This window comes from Streptomyces sp. NPDC097981 (assembly GCF_040302565.1).
Lineage (GTDB): Bacteria > Actinomycetota > Actinomycetes > Streptomycetales > Streptomycetaceae > Streptomyces.
This window is the reverse complement of sequence record NZ_JBEORW010000020.1, coordinates 32533-47912: the sequence shown is the minus strand read 5'-3', so window position 1 is coordinate 47912 and position 15380 is coordinate 32533. Positions and strand designations below refer to the sequence as shown.

Here is a 15380-nt window from a genome sequence, read left to right as displayed (position 1 = left end):
TCAGGCGGCCTTTGCGTACAGCTGGGAGATGAGCGAGCTCAGCACCCGGTCGGTCCGCGGGCCGTAGTTGAGCAGGACCCCGTCGTCGACGGCGACGACCCGCCGGCCCATTCCCGCCGGGGTCTGGGCGACGCCGGGGATCTTCACCAGCCCGTCCGTACCGCCCACGGACTCCAGTCCCTTGGACATGACCAGGATCGCGTCCGGCGCGGCAGCCGCCAGCGCCTCGCTCGTGATCGGGGTGAAGTCCTTGCCGAGCCCCGATTCCTTGCCGGTGTCGACGGCGCCGGCCGCTTCGAGCAGCGAGGCCGCGCCCGAGTCGGAGCCGCCCATCAGGTACACGGACGCAGTGCCGCGCAGGTACAGGAACGCCACCCGGGGCTTCCTCCGGGAGGCCGCCTCGGCCGGAACGGCCTTGCGGGCGGCGGCGATCCGCCCGGCGGTGCGCTCGTTCAGCCGCGCCCCGGCGTCCTTGACGCCGAGGGCGTCGGCCACTGCCCCGATCCGCTTCGGCACGTCCTCCAGCGACTTGGCCGGGGCCACCACCAGCAGCGGGACGCCCGCGTCGCGGATCTGCCGGATCGCCTCGGCCGGGCCGGAGGTGGTCTCGGCCAGCACCAGCGTCGGGCGCAGCGCCAGCACGCTCTCCGCCGACACGTCATGACCGCGGGTCACCACCGGCAGCTGCGCGGCCTGTTCGAACGTGGCCGTGATGTCGCGGGCGACGACCTGCGGGCCGAGGCCGAGCGTCTGGACGATCTCGTTCAGGCCGCCGGTCAGCGGGACCACCCGCTCCGCCGAGGTCACGGTCACCTGGCGGCCGTCCGCCGACGGCACGGTCACCGGGAGCGCGGGCAGCGGCGCGGGCGAGAGCGGTTCCACCCGGTCCGGCGCGGCGGCCGGGCGGGTGGCGGCGCCGGGTCCGGCGGCGGACGTGCCTGCGCAGCCCGTCAGGGCGGGCAGGGCCAGTGCGCAGCAGGCGAGTACGAGGGCAAGGGCGCGGCGGGGGGAGCGGGTTGGCGCGGCGGGCGTGGGCACGAAGGCACCGTCCTGATCGTCCGGCTGGAATCGGGGGTTCCCCTCCGATTGAAGGTAGCTTAGGTTAGCCTAACCTTATTAATCAGATCCGGAAGGGGCATTCATGCCCTCGCGACCCGTACGCGCGTCCGCAGTCGCCCTGTTGGCCACCCTGGCGGCCTTGCTGGGCGCCCTGCTCCCGGCCGCCGCGGCCCACGCGGCGAGCCGCACCGTGCAGGGGGGCCGGCTCGACTGGGGCATCAAGTCGTCCTTCCAGAGTTATGTCACCGGTCCGGTCGCGAAAGGCGCTTTCCGGCTGAAGAACGGCGCCGCCACGGTCGGCGGCAGCCTCTTCCGCTTCCACTCGGCCACCGGCTCCTACGACCCGGACTCCGGCGACTTCGAGGCCGCCTTCAGCGGCGGCGTCGGCTTCCAGGGCCACCAGAAGCCGGACGGCACGTACGAGTTGGACCTGACGGTCAGCCGGCCCACCATCAAGATCCGCGGGGGCGGCGGCACGCTCTACGCGGACGTCTCCGGCAAGGCCAAGGACACCGGCGCGGTCAGCACCCGGACCCAGGTGCCCTTCGCCACCCTCGGCCTGGGCGGCGTGAACATGACGGGCGGCGGCAGCCCCGTCACCCTGACCGGCATCCCGGCCACACTCACCGAACAGGGCGCCGAGGCCTTCGCCGGCTACTACCCCGCAGGCACGCAGCTCGACCCCGTCTCGCTCTCCGTCGACGTCAAGACCGCCCCGCCCGCCGGCTCCCCGCCGTCCGCGAGCGCTCCGGCACAGCCCCCGCAGGCCTCGCAGGACCCGCAGGCCGCCCCGGGCGCGTTCGCCGACGCCGCCGTCGACTGGGGTGTCCGGCGCACCTTCCGCGAGTACGTCACCGGTTCCGTCGGTCAGGGCCGGTGGACCCTCGCCGACGGGGCCCAGGACGGCGGCGCACTGTTCCGCTTCCCGCAGGGCAAGGGCGCGTACGACGGCCGGAAGGGAACCCTCGACGCCGCCTTCGCCGGAACGGTCCACTTCACCGGCGCCCATCTGGACCTGAAACTCGGCAAGCCGGGCGTCAAGGTGGAGAACGGCAAGGGCGTCCTGTCCGCCGACGTCACCACCGGCGGCGAGACCAAGCACGCGGTCGCGCTCGTCGAGTTCGACGCCAGGGGGCTGAAGACCGAGGGGGCGCTCGCCCGCCTCACCGAAGCCCCCGCCACCCTCACCGAGGGCGGCGCGCAGGCCTTCGGCTCCCTGTACAAGGCGGGGACCGAGATGGACCCCGTCTCGCTCTCCGTCGCGCTCGACGCCACCACGCAGCTGCCGGCCCTGCCCGACCTGGGCTCCGCGGCCCCGCCCGCCGCGCCCGCTGCCCCCGGCCCCTCGCCCGCGCCCGCCGCACGGGCGGGCGAGTCCTCCGGCACCGGCCCGTACGCCACGCTCGGCGCGGCCGTTCTGGTCCTGGCGGGCGTCGCTGTCCTCCTCGTCCTGCGCACCCGGCGCAGGCCGCAGGCCGCCCCGCACGCCCCGGCGGGTCCGGCTGCACCGTCCGCGCCGTCCGCGCCGGCCGCGCCGACCGGGCAGGCAGGCCCGGACGGTCCCGCAGGGTCCGCGGGCGTGTCACGGCCGCGGCCCTGACATCCCTCCCGTTCCACTCCCTCGCCGGGCCCCTCCGGCCCCGCCCCTCTCACCCGTCCCGTCAGCCACCCCCCGTCGCCTTTCAGGAGGCCCCCGCCATGTCCCCGTCCCACCGCCGCCCGCTCGCCCTCGCGGCCGCCGTCGCCACCGCGGCCGCCCTCGGCGCCACCGCCTTAGTCCTGCCCGCGACGGCGGCGGGCGGCGGGCAGGCCTCCGCGGCCGTCGCCTCCGCGCCGGTCCCGATCGTGAACGGCACCCTCGACTGGGGCGTCCTGGCGAGCTACCGCTCGTACGTCCTCACCATCGCCAAGGGCACGATCACCCCGGCGGACGGGGCCGCGCTGAACGCCGACGGCACCTTCCGCTTCGGTCAGGCGACCGGCCGGTACGACAAGGACGGCGGACACGTCGTGACCGCCGCCTTCAAGGGCAGTGTCACGTTCGATGCGCCCGCGCACGGCTTCAAGGTGACCCTCGCCAACCTCCGCTTCGACACGGGGACGAAGAAGCTGACCGCCGACGTCACGAAGAACGGCACGCTCACCGCCGACGTCCCGATGGCGGACGTGGCCTTCAGCGGGCCGGCGATGGAGAAGCTGGGCACCACCCTCACCAAGGAGGCGGCGGAGCAGCTCGGTTCGGACCGGTACGCCGGCCTGGCCGGCGACCCGCTCACGGCCGCCCTGGAGTTCGCGAAGCCGTCCCCCTCCCCGTCCGCGACGGCTTCCACCCCGGTGTCCCCGTCCGCCCCGGCCCCGCCGAAGGAGCCCGCTCCCTCGCAGAGCGCCGGCTCCCCGGCGGCCGACGGCCCGCAGCAGCTCCTCGGCGGCCGGCTGACCTGGGGCGTGAAGGACTCGTTCCGCTCGTACGTGGTGAGGGGCGGCGGCTCGGTCACCCCGGCGGGCGGGGCCGTCGCGAGCGGCGACACCTTCGCGTTCGCCCTCGGCAAGGGCGAGCTCGACGCCGGGAAGCAGAAGCTGACCGCCTCCTTCGCGGGCAGCCTGCGCTTCCAGCGGGCCGACCACGGCATCGACATGACTTTCGGCAATCTGCGCGTCAACGCCGAGGGCAGGAAGGGCACCCTCGTCCTGGACGTCAAGACGCCCGCCGCCACCAAGGCGGACGTCCCGTTCGCCACCCTCGACCTGTCGAAGGCCGAGTACCGGACGGCGGGCGGCCTGCTCACCCTGAACGCCGTCCCGGCCGCCTTCACCGCCGAGGGCGCGGCCGCCATCGGGGCCCCGAGCCCGGACTACGCCGAAGGCAGGCCGGCCGACCCCGTCACCCTCTCCGTGACCGTCGACAAGGGCGCCGTCCTGCCCACCACGGCGCCCACCGCCACCCCCACGGCCACCCCCGCGCCGGCCGCCCAAGGCGGGGCCGTGGGCACGGGCGGCACCGTGGGCGGTGGCGGCAGCGCCGGCGGAAACCTCGCCCGTACGGGCGCCGAAGTCCCGGCCGCAGCCCTGCTCGCCACGTCCGGCGCGCTCGTCGCGGCCGGTGCGGGCGCGGTCCACCTCGCGCGCAGGCGGCGCACCGTACGGATCTGAACCGTGTTTCAATTCCCGCGTGAACGATCTCGATGTGCTCAGGGTCTTCTGCGCGGGCGACGGGCGGTACGGCAACCTGCTCGGCGTCGTACGCGACGGCCGGACCTGCCCCGACGATGCGTCGCGCCAGGCGCTGGCCGCCGAACTCGGCTACAGCGAGACGGTGTTCGTCGACGACCCCGAGCGCGGGGTCGTCGACATCCGCACCCCGGGAACGCGGATGTCCTTCGCGGGCCATCCGCTGGTCGGGGTCGCCTGGCTGCTCGACATCGAGGAGCTCCAGCCACCGGTCGGCTCCGTATGGGCGCGTGACGACGGGGAGTTCACCTGGATCACGGCCCTCCCCGAGTGGGTCGAGGGCAAGCGCACCGAGCAGTACGCGAGCCCGGCCGAGGTCGAAGCGCTGCCCTCGCCGCCGCCGGGCGAGGGCTGGCTGTACGCATGGGCCTGGGAGGACGAGGCCGCGGGCCGCATCCGGGCGCGCGGCTTCCCGCGCCGCCCCGACGGGGTCATCGCCGAGGACGAGGCCACGGGCTCGGCCGCGATACTGCTGACCGCCGAGCTGAACCGGGCCCTGAACATCACCCAGGGCGCGGGCTCCCAGATCCTCACCGCGCCCGGCCCGGACGGCACGGTCGAGATCGGCGGCCGCGTCCGCTTCGCGAAGCCGCCGCAGGCCCGAACCGAGTAGGTACCCACCAGGTACCCAGCCGCGATTGAGTACGTGCGCCCTGGGCCGGGATGCCGCGCGGCGGTGCAATGGGGTCATGAACACGACCCCGACCGCCGCGCCGCACCCCGCCCCGCACACCGGGACGCAGCAGTGGCTGCTGGTCCCCGCGCTCTTCACGGCGCTGACCCTGGTGGCCGGAGGCCTCGGCTACGCGACCTCCTACCTGCCGAAGGCCCCGCTCTGGCTCTCGCTCCCGTACCTGGTCCCGCTGGGCCTGGCCGCCGCCGTGTGGCGGCGGCCGCTGACCCCGCAGCAGCGCACGAACCGCATTGTCGCGGGCGCCGCCGGCTGCACGTTCGCCCTCGGCTACGCGAAGGCCGTCGAGGCGCTGCTGTTCTTCATCGGCCTGGTCACCTGGCTGATCCAGGGCGACTGAGCGCGGGTGTCAGGCGCTCAGCGGGAACTCGTCGCCCAGCTCCCGGAAGACCGCTCCGTTGTAGTCGAAGGCGCGCTTGCACTCGTCGATGATGCGCTGCTTCTCCAGGTCGTCCGCGGCGATCGCGTCCAGCAGCTCGCGGTAGGTCCGCTTGAAGGCGGCGGGGTTGGCGATGTCCGCGAAGACGTAGAACCGCACACCGTCGCCCTTGCGCGTGAAGCCCCACGTCCGCTCCGCCTTGTCGCGGATGATCTGGCCGCCGGAGAGGTCGCCCAGGTAGCGGGTGTAGTGGTGGGCGACGTACCCGCCGGGCCAGGTGGCCGCGCAGTGCGCCACGCGGGCCGCGTAGGCCTCGGTCGCGGGCAGCGCGACCAGCGTCTCGCGCCAGGACGGCCCGCGCAGGTGCGCCAGGTCGCGCTCGATCTCGGCGACGCGCATCAGCTCGGGCTTTATGAACGGGCCCGCCACCGGGTCGTCGCGCAGGGACCCGGCCGCGCCCTCCAGGGCCCGGTAGACGAACCACAGCTGCTCGGTGTAGCGCGTGTACGCGTCCACCCCGAGCCGGCCGCCGAGCAGGTCGCTCATGAACGTCGAGGTCTCGGCCTCGGTGTGCTGCTCGTGCGACGCGACACGGATGACCGTGGAGAAGGCGTCCAAGACAATCCTCCGGAGACGGGACGAGGAGACGGGCCTGACGGGCCCGGGCCCGACGGGCGTGACGGCACGGCCGCCACGCCCGATCCTCGTGCTTAGGGTTACCTAAGTCAATGTGTTCCCGACGTGCTGTCGGCAAAACACCCCCGGCGGAGGTTTTACGGCAGGGTGAGGATCTCGGCTCCCGTGTCCGTCACCACCAGTGTGTGCTCGAACTGCGCGGTCCGCTTGCGGTCCTTCGTGACGACGGTCCAGCCGTCCGCCCACATGTCGTACTCGTGCGTGCCCAGGGTCAGCATCGGCTCGATCGTGAAGGTCATCCCGGGCTCGATGACCGTCGTGGCGTGCGGGCTGTCGTAGTGCGGGATGATCAGGCCGGAGTGGAAGGACGAGTTGATGCCGTGCCCGGTGAAGTCCCGGACCACGCCGTAGCCGAAGCGCTTCGCGTACGACTCGATGACCCGGCCGATCACGTTGATCTGGCGGCCCGGCTTGACGGCCTTGACGGCCCGGTTCAGGGCCTCGCGGGTGCGCTCGACCAGCAGCCGTGACTCCTCGTCCACCTCGCCGCACAGGTACGTGGCGTTGTTGTCGCCGTGCACGCCGCCGATGAAAGCGGTGACGTCGAGGTTCACGATGTCGCCGTCGCGCAGGACGGTGGAGTCGGGGATGCCGTGACAGATGACCTCGTTCACCGAGGAGCACAGGGACTTCGGGAAGCCCCGGTAGCCCAGCGTCGACGGGTAGGCGCCGTGGTCGCACATGTACTCGTGGGCGACCCGGTCCAGCTCGTCGGTGGTCACCCCCGGGGCGATCAGCTTGGCGGCCTCTTCCATCGCCTGGGCGGCGATCCGGCCGGCGATGCGCATGGCCTCGATGGTCGCGGCCGACTGCACCTCCGGTCCGGTGTACGGAGTGGGCGCGGGCTTGCCCACGTACTCGGGCCGGCGGATGTTTCCGGGAACGGAACGGGCAGGAGAAAGCTCGCCTGGTACGAGCAGCGACTGGCCAGACATGCAAGCGAGTGTATCCAGCGGGGATGGGGCAGCATGGCGGCAGAGAGCGGTATCGAGAGGAGCCCGAGGACGATGGCCCTGTTCAAGAAGCGCCAGGTGGGCAAACCCGGCGAGTGGTACTACTGCCTGGTGCACCACAAGGTCGAGGAAGGCCCGGAGTGCCCGGCGAAGGACCGTTTCGGACCGTACTCCACGCCGGAGGAGGCGGCCCATGCCATGGAGTCCGCCCAGGAGCGCAACCTCGAATGGCAGAACGACCCCAGGTGGAACGACAAGACCACCGAAGAGGACGAGGGCACGACCGCGTCGTAGGGCTCTCCCCGGGCCCGGGCCCACCAGGGGCCTACCAGCGGCTGGGCGGCGGCGCGGCCAGCCGGTCGGCCAGCCGCGCCAGCCCGTCCCGCAGCCGCCGCGGCCCGCGCCGCACCGGCAGGCCGTTCTCCCCGGCCGCCGCGCTCACCAGGTGCTGCACCGTCTCCAGGTCCGGCTCGTCGGAGCCCTCCCGTACGGACAGGGCGTCGTGCGCGAGCGCGGCGAGATCCGGATCCCCGCCGTCCAGGGACAGAACGGTCGCCCCCGCGCGCCGGGCGCCGTGCACCCGCTCCAGCAGCCCCGCCCCGGGCTGCTCCGGCGCCACCACCAGCAGCGTGTGCCCGCGCCGGGCCGCCTCGAGCCGGCCCAGCCCCACCGACAGGTGCGCCGGCTTCCCGGGCAGCACGCGGTGCCGTACCAGCGTGGGCGCCAGCTGCGGCAGCCCGGACCAGGCGGCCTCGTCCACCAGGTGCGCCGCCAGATGCCAGGGCTCGTACTGCTCGGTCCCCACCAGCAGCAGGTTCCCGCCGGCCGGAACGACGGAGCGCCGCAGCGATCCGGCGAAGCGGCGCGCGGCCCCGGGCCACTGCGTACCTGCGAGCACCTCGCGCAGCAGCGCGATCCTCACGGCGTCCATGGCGGCATCCTGCCGCACGGAAGGGACCCGCAGGAGCGCTTCGCCCCGGCTTCGCCCGGCCGTGAAGGCCCCACGTCCGTTCGACTCTGCCGATCACGGCATTACCCTCGCCCCCATGACCTCCACAGACAGCACTCAGAATCCGCCCGCCAAGGCACCGGCCAAGGACCCCTGGGACCTGCCGGACGTCTCCGGGCTCGTCGTCGGCGTCCTCGGCGGCACCGGCGACCAGGGCCGGGGCCTGGCCTACCGGCTCGCCCGGGCCGGCCAGAAGGTGATCATCGGCTCCCGCGCCGCCGAGCGCGCGCACAGCGCCGCCGAGGAACTGGGCCTCGGCGTGGAGGGCGCGGACAACGCCGAATGCGCACGCCGCAGCGACATCGTGATCATCGCGGTGCCGTGGGAGGGCCACGCGAAGACCCTCGAAGCCCTCCGCGAGGACCTCGTGGGCAAGCTCGTGGTGGACTGCGTCAACCCGCTGGGCTTCGACAAGCAGGGTGCGTACGCCCTCCACGTCGAAGAGGGCAGCGCGGCCCAGCAGGCCGCGGCCCTGCTCCCCGACTCCCGCGTCACGGCGGCCTTCCACCACCTCTCCGCGGTCCTGCTCCAGGACGAATCGGTGGAGGAGATCGACACCGACGTGATGGTCCTCGGCGAATCCCGCGCCGACACGGACATCGTCCAGGCCCTCGCCGCCCGCATCCCGGGCATGCGCGGAGTCTTCGCGGGCCGCCTGCGCAACGCCCACCAGGTGGAGTCCCTGGTCGCCAACCTCATCTCCGCAAACCGCCGCTACAAGGCCCACACGGGCCTGCGCATCACGGACGTCTGACCTGCGGCGCCCCTTACGGGAGCACTGCGGGGCATGGGGGACACTGGTGGGGCTCGACCCCGTTCCGTGTCGCCGAGGAGCTGTTCCCCATGCCCCGCCTTGCCGTGTTCGCCATCGTCGTCTGCGTCCTGTCCGTGGCCGCGGCCGTGGTCGCCTTCGTGGAGGGCAGCTTCCTGGGGATCGTGTGGGTGCTGCTGGCCGGGCTCACGTCCAACATGGCCTGGTTCTACCTGCGCAAGGCCAAGGCGGAAAAGGCCGGGCGCCCGGCCGACTAGGGCCTGGGCGCCGGCTACGAGCCGGGGGCCGTGCAGAAGCCGTTCGTTTCCTGCCAGAAGCGGTAGAGGTCGTGGCCGCAGTAGGTCTCCAGGTCGGACACGCCGAACGCGGACAGCATGTCGCGCACCACGTCGAAGAAGAACGCGTTGACCTCCGGGACCCACAGCAGCGCGAAGACCGCGATCAGCCCGAACGGTGCCAGCGGCGCCACCTCGCGCCGGATCCGGTACGAGAGCCAGGGCTCGATGATCCCGTAGCCGTCCAGGCCCGGGACCGGCAGGAAGTTCAGGATCGCCGCCGAGACCTGGAGCAGCGCGAGGAAGGCGAGCGCGAAGCGGAACGGCAGCGGGACGCCGTCGAGGGCGTTCAGCCAGAACGGCGCCGTGCAGACGGCCGCGAAGGCCACGTTGGTCAGCGGGCCCGCCGCCGAGATGAGGCTGTGCTTCCAGCGGCCCCGGATCCGGTCGCGCTCGATGTACACGGCGCCGCCGGGCAGGCCCAGCCCGCCCATGATCACGAAGATCACCGGCAGGACGATGCTGAGGAGTGCGTGCGTGTACTTCAGCGGATTCAGCGTCAGGTAGCCCTTGGCCCCGACCGTGAGGTCGCCGCTGTGCAGGGCCGTGCGGGCGTGCGCGTACTCGTGCAGGCAGAGGGAGACGATCCAGGCCGCGGTCACGAAGAGGAACACGGCGAGCCCGGTGCTCGTCGAGTACCCCGTCCACACCGCCCACCCGGTGACCGCCATGACGGCGAAGATGCCGAGGAACACGGAACTGATCTGCCGCTCACCGCGGACGCCCTGATGACCCATGCGGCGAAACCTACCCCGGGCACGGGGCCAAAAGGAGTACGGGTCGGAGCCGGGGCCAGCGACAATGGGCCGGTGCGTTACGCGATCCTCGGTACGGCCCAGGCCATCCGCGACGACGGGACCCCCGTCGCCGTCGGCGGAGCGCGCCTGCGGGCGTTGCTGACCGCCCTCGCACTGCGCCCGGGGCGGGCGGTGCCGTCGCACCTGCTCGTCGCCGAGGTGTGGGACGGCGACCGGCCCGCGGATGCGCCCGCCGCGCTCCAGGCACTGGTGGCCCGGCTGCGCAGGGCCCTGGGGCACGGGGCGGTCCGCTCGGTGGACGGCGGCTACCTGCTGGTCGCGACGGGCGAGGACGTCGACCTGTACCGCTTCGAACGGCTCACGCGGTCCGGCGCCCTGGCACAGGACCCGGCCGAGGCGGCCGCCCTGTACGACGAGGCCCTGGCACTGTGGCGCGGCCCGGCGCTGGCGGACCTGCCGGACCGGGAGGCCGGGTCCGCCCGGTGGGACGCCGTACGCATGGACGCGCGCCGGGGCCGGCTCACCGCGGCCCTGGCCCTGGGCCAGGCCGAGGGCGCGCTCCACGAGCTGACCTCCCTGTGCGAGGGGCGCCCGCTCGACGAGCCGCTCCAGGTCCTGCGGATCCGGGCCCTGCGCGACACGGGCCGGCCGGCGGAGGCACTGGCCGCCTATGACGCCGTCCGGCGGGACCTCGCCGCCCGCCTGGGCACGGACCCGGGCCCCGACCTGCGCGCCCTCCACGCGCAACTCCTGACCCCGGCCCCGGCTGCTGCGTTGCCCGGAGGGCAGCCCTCGGCCGCCGGCCCGGCGGAGCCCGGCCGGGCCCCGGCCCAGGCCCCGCCCCGCGCGGAGTCCCCCGGCGGCCACCCGGCGCAGCCCGGCCAGGGCTCGGCTCCGACCTCCGGCACGGGTGCCGCGTGGCCGGGCGGGCAGGCGCCGGCCGGCGGCCCGGCGCAGCCGGCTCCCGGCACGGGCGGGGAGCCCGCGGGCGTGGCCGTACCTCCCGCCCAGGGAAACCTGCGGGTGCGGCTGACCACCTTCGTCGGGCGGGAGGACGACATCCGGGCCATCGGCGAGGACCTCGGGCGGGCCCGCCTCGTCACCCTGCTCGGACCCGGCGGCGCCGGCAAGACGCGACTGTCCCAGGAGGCCGCCGAAGCCACCGGGGCCTGGCCCGACGGCGTGTGGTTCGTGGAGCTGGCCCCCGTGGACGATCCCGAGGACGTCGCCGAGGCAGCGCTGGCCGCACTCGGCGCCCGGGAGACCAAACTGCGCGGCGGCTCCGCCGAGGAGCTGCGGGCGCTGACCGAGCGGGCCGGCGACAACCCGCTGGACCGGCTCGCCGAACACTGCTCCCGCCGACGGCTCCTGCTCGTCCTCGACAACTGCGAGCACGTCATCGGCGCTGCCGCCGAGCTGGCCGAGCACCTCCTCGCGCGCTGCCCCGGCGTCCGGATCCTGGCCACCAGCCGCGAACCCCTCGGCATACCCGGCGAATCGCTGCGCCCGGTGGAACCGCTGCCCGACCCCGTCGCGCTCCGCCTGCTCGGCGACCGCGGCGCCGCCGCCCGGCCCGGGTTCCGCACCGACGAAGACCCCGAGGCCGCCGCCGAGATCTGCCGCCGCCTGGACGGGCTGCCGCTCGCCATCGAGCTGGCCGCGGCCCGGTTGCGGCTGCTCACCCCGCGCCAGATCGCCGACCGTCTCGACGACCGCTTCCGGCTGCTGACCAGCGGATCCCGTACCGTACTGCCCCGCCAGCAGACCCTGCGGGCCGTCGTCGACTGGTCCTGGGACCTGCTCGACGCACCCGAGCGGGCGGTACTGCGCCGGCTGTCCGTCTTCGCCGGCGGCTGCGACGTCGCAGCGGCCGAAGCCGTGTGCGCCGACCCCGACACCCTCGGCCTGCTCGGCTCCCTCGTCGACAAGTCCCTCGTCGTCGCCGCCCCCGGCCCCGACGGCACCGGCATGCGCTACCGCATGCTGGAGACCATCCACGAGTACGCCGCCGAGCGGCTGGCCGCCGCCGGCGGGGACCGCGCGGACACCGAGCGGCGTCATCTCACGTACTACCGGGAACTCGCGCGCACCACCGAACCGTTGCTGCGCGGCCACGGCCAGCGCGCCGCCGCGGACCGGCTCGCGACCGAGTACGAGAACCTCCGTACGGCCCTGCGCCGGGCCGTCGCTTCCCGTGACGTCGGCGAGGTCCTGTGCCTCGTCCACTCCCTGGGCTGGTACTGGCAGATGCTGGACCTGCGCGCCGAGGCACGGCACTGGTCCGACGCGGCGGCCACCCTCGGCCCCGACCCCTTCGCGCCGCCCTGGGTACCCGCCGAGCCCGTGTACGAGCGGCTCGTGGACACGCCCCCTCCCTACGACGGCGAACTGCTCGCCGAGGGCTGGCGCGCCCTCCACCTGGTGCAGCTGGCCGCCCGGGACCAGACCAACGCCGACTGGGACGCCCCGGAGGTCCGTGCCCGGGTCGAGGGAGTGCTCGCCACCTACCGGCCCGGGCTCCCGCAGACCTGCCGGACACCGGCCTCACTGTGGATCTACGCCGTCATGATCGCGGGGGAGGGCGGCCTGCTCAAGGAGGTCGTGGACAAGACCGTCGAGACCGCCCGGGCCCTCGGCTACCGCTGGGAGCTGGCCTCCGCCCTCCAGCTGCGGGCCAACATCCTCGCCAACCGCGCCGACTGGGCGGGCGACGCCTCCCGCGACGCGGACGAGAGCCTGGCCCTGTTCCGCGAGCTCGGCGACGACTGGGGCTGTGCCGAAGCGCTGTCCGCCCGCGCCGAAGCCCGGGAGAAGGGCGGCGCGTACGCCCTCGCGGCCCAGGACTACCTCGACGCGGTCGAGTACGCCGAGCGCCTCGGTGCCAAGGCACAGGTGACGGTGCTGCGTGTCCGCATGGCCGGCGCGCTCTTCGAGAACGGCCTGATGGCGGAGGCCGAGGAGATCCTCGCGGAGATCGTGTCCACCGTGCAGCGGTACAACAACGAGGCCATGCCCGCCGCCCGCTTGTTCTACGCCGGCATCCTGGGCCGTACCGGCCGGGTCGCCGAGGCCCGCAAGCAGGTCGGGATCCTGCGCGAGGAGTTCGCCCTCGGCGCGTTCGCCGTCTTCGACGTGTTCCTGTTCTCCACCACGGCCTGGCTCGACAACCAGGAGGGCAAGCACGCGGACGCCCTGCTGCGGGTCCAGGAGGCCCTGGGCGCCTTCCGGCACCCGCTGGCGCTCATGGTCGCCCCGCAACTGCCCGCCACCTTCCTGCTGACGGCGGCCGTCGCCCACGCCTCGCTCGGCGGCCGGGAGCGGGCGTACGACGCCGCGCGGCTGGCCGGCGCCTACCGGGCCAACCTGCCGGCCGGGCACTTCCCGGTCAGCACGGAACGCGAGGACGCCGCCAAGGCCGAGGAGTTGACGCGGGCCGCGCTCGGCGACGCCGCGTACGAGTCCGCGTACGCCGAAGGCGGCGGCCTCACCCTGGAGGAGGCCACCGCCCTCATCTGACCCGGTCCCCCGTGCGGGGCCCGTCCGGGACGCGATCCGGAACGGACCGGCAGACCCGGATCAGGTCTTCTGACGGAACTTGCGGACAGCGAGCGGCATGGTGACCGCCGTGATGGCCACCGACCAGATCAGGGTCACCGTCACCGGGTGGGCGACCGCACCGCCGTTGATCAGGCCGCGGGCCGCGTCGGCCAGGTTGGACAGCGGGTTGTAGTCCGTGAAGGTCTGCAGCCAGCCGGGCATGGTCGACGGCGGGGCGAAGATCGAGCTGCCGAACTGCAGCGGCATCAGGACCAGCATCGCCATGCCCTGGACGGCCTGCGCGGTCTTCATGGTGAGGCCGAGCAGGATGAAGATCCACATCAGCGAGGCGCCGAAGACCGCCGACAGGCCTATGGACAGGAACAGGTCGAACACCGAGGTCTTGATCGACAGGCCGAGCATGAAGCCCACGGTGAGCAGGATCGCGATGGCGACCATCATGCGCCCGAGCTCGACGACGATCTTGGCGATCAGGACGGACGACCGGGCGATCGGCATGGACCGGAAGCGGTCCATCACGCCCTTCTTGAAGTCGTCGTTGACGCCGGTGCCGACACCCATGGCGATGTTCATGCCCATCATCGCCATCAGGCCCGGGACGACGTAGTTGACGTACGCCTCCTGCTGGCCCTTGCCGGAGATCGCGCCGCCGAAGACGAACACGAACAGCAGCGTGAAGATGATCGGCATGAACAGGACGTCGAACATCGACTCGGGGTCCTGTTTGATCTGGAGGGCGTTGCGGCGCACCAGGGCGCCGATGTGCCGCAGATTGGCCCGCAGGCCGATCCGGCCTTCGCCGGACGCGGCAGCGGATGCGCCGGGTGCGGCCGTGGGGGCCGCCGCGGTACGGGGCTTCGTCGTGGTTCCGGTGCTCATGCCGCGACCTCCTCGGTCTGCTCGGTGGGAAGCGAGTCCTCTGTGGAGTCGGGCTTGTGGCCGGTGATGGCCAGGAACACCTCGTCCAGGCTGGGCAGGTACGTGCCGAGGTCGGCGATCGCGTACCCGCGGGCGGCCAGCAGGCCGACCACGGCGGTCAGTTGCTCGTCGCTCAGGATCGGGACCAGCAGCACGCCCTCGTCCGGTACGGCCTGCGAACCGGCCACGCCGTCGAGCCCGGCCTCCGCCAGCGCACGGGCCATGCCCGGCAGGTCGGACGCGGCGACGGGGCGGATCTTCAGGGTCCGGCCGCCGACCCGGGCCTTCAGCTCGTCGACCTGGCCCTTCGCGATGACCTTGCCCTTGTCGATGACCGTCAGCTCGTTCGCGAGCTGCTCGGCCTCCTCCATGTACTGGGTGGTGAGCAGGACGGTGGCTCCTTCGGCGACCATCCGCTGCACCTCGTCCCACACCTCGTTGCGGGTGCGGGGGTCGAGGCCGGTGGTCGGCTCGTCCAGGTACAGCACGGCCGGGCGGCCGATCATCGAGGCGGCCAGGTCGAGCCGGCGGCGCATGCCGCCGGAGTAGTTCATTGCGGCCTTCCTGGCGGCGTCGGTGAGCGAGAACCGCTCCAGCAGCTCGTCGGCCCGGGAGCGGGCCTCCTTGCGGGACAGGTCGAGCAGCCGGCCGATCATGTAGAGGTTCTCCCAGCCGGAGAGCTTCTCGTCGACCGAGGCGTACTGGCCGGTCAGGCCTATGGTGCGGCGCAGCTGCCGCGGCTGGCGGACCACGTCGTAGCCCGCGACGGTCGCGGTCCCGGCGTCCGGGACGATCAGGGTGGAGAGGCAGCGTACGAGGGTGGTCTTGCCGGCGCCGTTGGGTCCGAGGACCCCGAGGACCGTGCCCTCGCGGACGTCCAGGTCGACACCGTCCAGGGCCTTGGTCTCGCCGTAGTGCTTGACCAGTCCCCGCACCTCTACGGCGTTCGAGCCGTTCAGGGGATGCTTGTCGTTTCGCGTCATGCCCACCATGGGACCATCCGCCACCGACAGCGCACCGACAG

The 15380-nt window shown here is 73.4% G+C and carries 15 protein-coding genes; 8 read left to right on the top strand and 7 right to left on the bottom strand.

Annotation, left to right across the window (positions count from 1 at the left end; all coding sequences use genetic code 11):
- Positions 1–1038, bottom strand: a complete 1038-nt coding sequence (locus ABTY04_RS20395) for a heme/hemin ABC transporter substrate-binding protein (RefSeq protein WP_352214747.1) — start codon at positions 1036–1038, stop codon at positions 1–3.
- 103 nt (positions 1039–1141) lie between these two features.
- Between ABTY04_RS20395 and ABTY04_RS20390 the strand changes: the two genes are divergently transcribed.
- From ABTY04_RS20390 to ABTY04_RS20375, 4 genes are all read left to right on the top strand, one after another.
- Positions 1142–2659 (top strand): HtaA domain-containing protein, encoded by a 1518-nt coding sequence (locus ABTY04_RS20390; RefSeq protein WP_352214746.1) that lies wholly within the window; start codon positions 1142–1144, stop codon positions 2657–2659.
- Between the two features lie 98 nt (positions 2660–2757).
- The gene (locus tag ABTY04_RS20385; protein WP_352214745.1) at positions 2758–4209 is read left to right on the top strand and encodes an HtaA domain-containing protein; all 1452 of its coding nucleotides are present in this window, start codon (positions 2758–2760) and stop codon (positions 4207–4209) included.
- A gap of 19 nt (positions 4210–4228) precedes the next feature.
- The gene (locus ABTY04_RS20380) at positions 4229–4900 is read left to right on the top strand and encodes a PhzF family phenazine biosynthesis protein (RefSeq protein WP_352214744.1); all 672 of its coding nucleotides are present in this window, start codon (positions 4229–4231) and stop codon (positions 4898–4900) included.
- 76 nt (positions 4901–4976) lie between these two features.
- A complete protein-coding gene (locus ABTY04_RS20375; protein ID WP_352214743.1) occupies positions 4977–5318 on the top strand; it encodes a hypothetical protein in 342 nt (113 codons plus the stop codon).
- Positions 5319–5327: 9 nt separating this feature from the next.
- Here ABTY04_RS20375 and ABTY04_RS20370 read toward each other — a convergent pair whose 3' ends face one another.
- Positions 5328–5975: a biliverdin-producing heme oxygenase gene (locus ABTY04_RS20370; protein ID WP_352214742.1), complete on the bottom strand. Its 648-nt coding sequence runs from the start codon at positions 5973–5975 to the stop codon at positions 5328–5330.
- Positions 5976–6130: 155 nt separating this feature from the next.
- Entirely contained in the window at positions 6131–6988 is an 858-nt protein-coding gene (gene map / locus ABTY04_RS20365; RefSeq protein WP_030156294.1) for a type I methionyl aminopeptidase, read from the bottom strand.
- A gap of 72 nt (positions 6989–7060) precedes the next feature.
- Between map and ABTY04_RS20360 the strand changes: the two genes are divergently transcribed.
- A complete protein-coding gene (locus ABTY04_RS20360; protein ID WP_352214741.1) occupies positions 7061–7300 on the top strand; it encodes a hypothetical protein in 240 nt (79 codons plus the stop codon).
- Positions 7301–7331: 31 nt separating this feature from the next.
- Here ABTY04_RS20360 and ABTY04_RS20355 read toward each other — a convergent pair whose 3' ends face one another.
- Positions 7332–7937: a hypothetical protein gene (locus ABTY04_RS20355; RefSeq protein WP_352214740.1), complete on the bottom strand. Its 606-nt coding sequence runs from the start codon at positions 7935–7937 to the stop codon at positions 7332–7334.
- Positions 7938–8052: 115 nt separating this feature from the next.
- On the opposite strand from ABTY04_RS20355, the gene npdG reads away from it, so the two are divergent.
- Together npdG and ABTY04_RS20345 are read left to right on the top strand one after the other, a co-directional pair.
- The gene (gene npdG, locus ABTY04_RS20350; protein WP_352214739.1) at positions 8053–8769 is read left to right on the top strand and encodes an NADPH-dependent F420 reductase; all 717 of its coding nucleotides are present in this window, start codon (positions 8053–8055) and stop codon (positions 8767–8769) included.
- A gap of 89 nt (positions 8770–8858) precedes the next feature.
- Positions 8859–9044: a hypothetical protein gene (locus ABTY04_RS20345; RefSeq protein ID WP_352214738.1), complete on the top strand. Its 186-nt coding sequence runs from the start codon at positions 8859–8861 to the stop codon at positions 9042–9044.
- A 14-nt stretch (positions 9045–9058) separates the two neighbouring features.
- Here ABTY04_RS20345 and ABTY04_RS20340 read toward each other — a convergent pair whose 3' ends face one another.
- Positions 9059–9859: a site-2 protease family protein gene (locus tag ABTY04_RS20340; protein WP_352214737.1), complete on the bottom strand. Its 801-nt coding sequence runs from the start codon at positions 9857–9859 to the stop codon at positions 9059–9061.
- Between the two features lie 72 nt (positions 9860–9931).
- Here ABTY04_RS20340 and ABTY04_RS20335 point away from each other — a divergent pair, with 72 nt between their 5' ends.
- Positions 9932–13396 (top strand): AfsR/SARP family transcriptional regulator, encoded by a 3465-nt coding sequence (locus tag ABTY04_RS20335; protein ID WP_352214736.1) that lies wholly within the window; start codon positions 9932–9934, stop codon positions 13394–13396.
- Between the two features lie 60 nt (positions 13397–13456).
- Here ABTY04_RS20335 and ABTY04_RS20330 read toward each other — a convergent pair whose 3' ends face one another.
- Positions 13457–14317: an ABC transporter permease gene (locus ABTY04_RS20330; protein WP_352214735.1), complete on the bottom strand. Its 861-nt coding sequence runs from the start codon at positions 14315–14317 to the stop codon at positions 13457–13459.
- Positions 14314–15348: an ATP-binding cassette domain-containing protein gene (locus tag ABTY04_RS20325; protein ID WP_502996679.1), complete on the bottom strand. Its 1035-nt coding sequence runs from the start codon at positions 15346–15348 to the stop codon at positions 14314–14316. The genes ABTY04_RS20330 and ABTY04_RS20325 overlap by 4 nt, the downstream gene beginning before the upstream one ends.
- Positions 15349–15380: the final 32 nt, after the last annotated feature.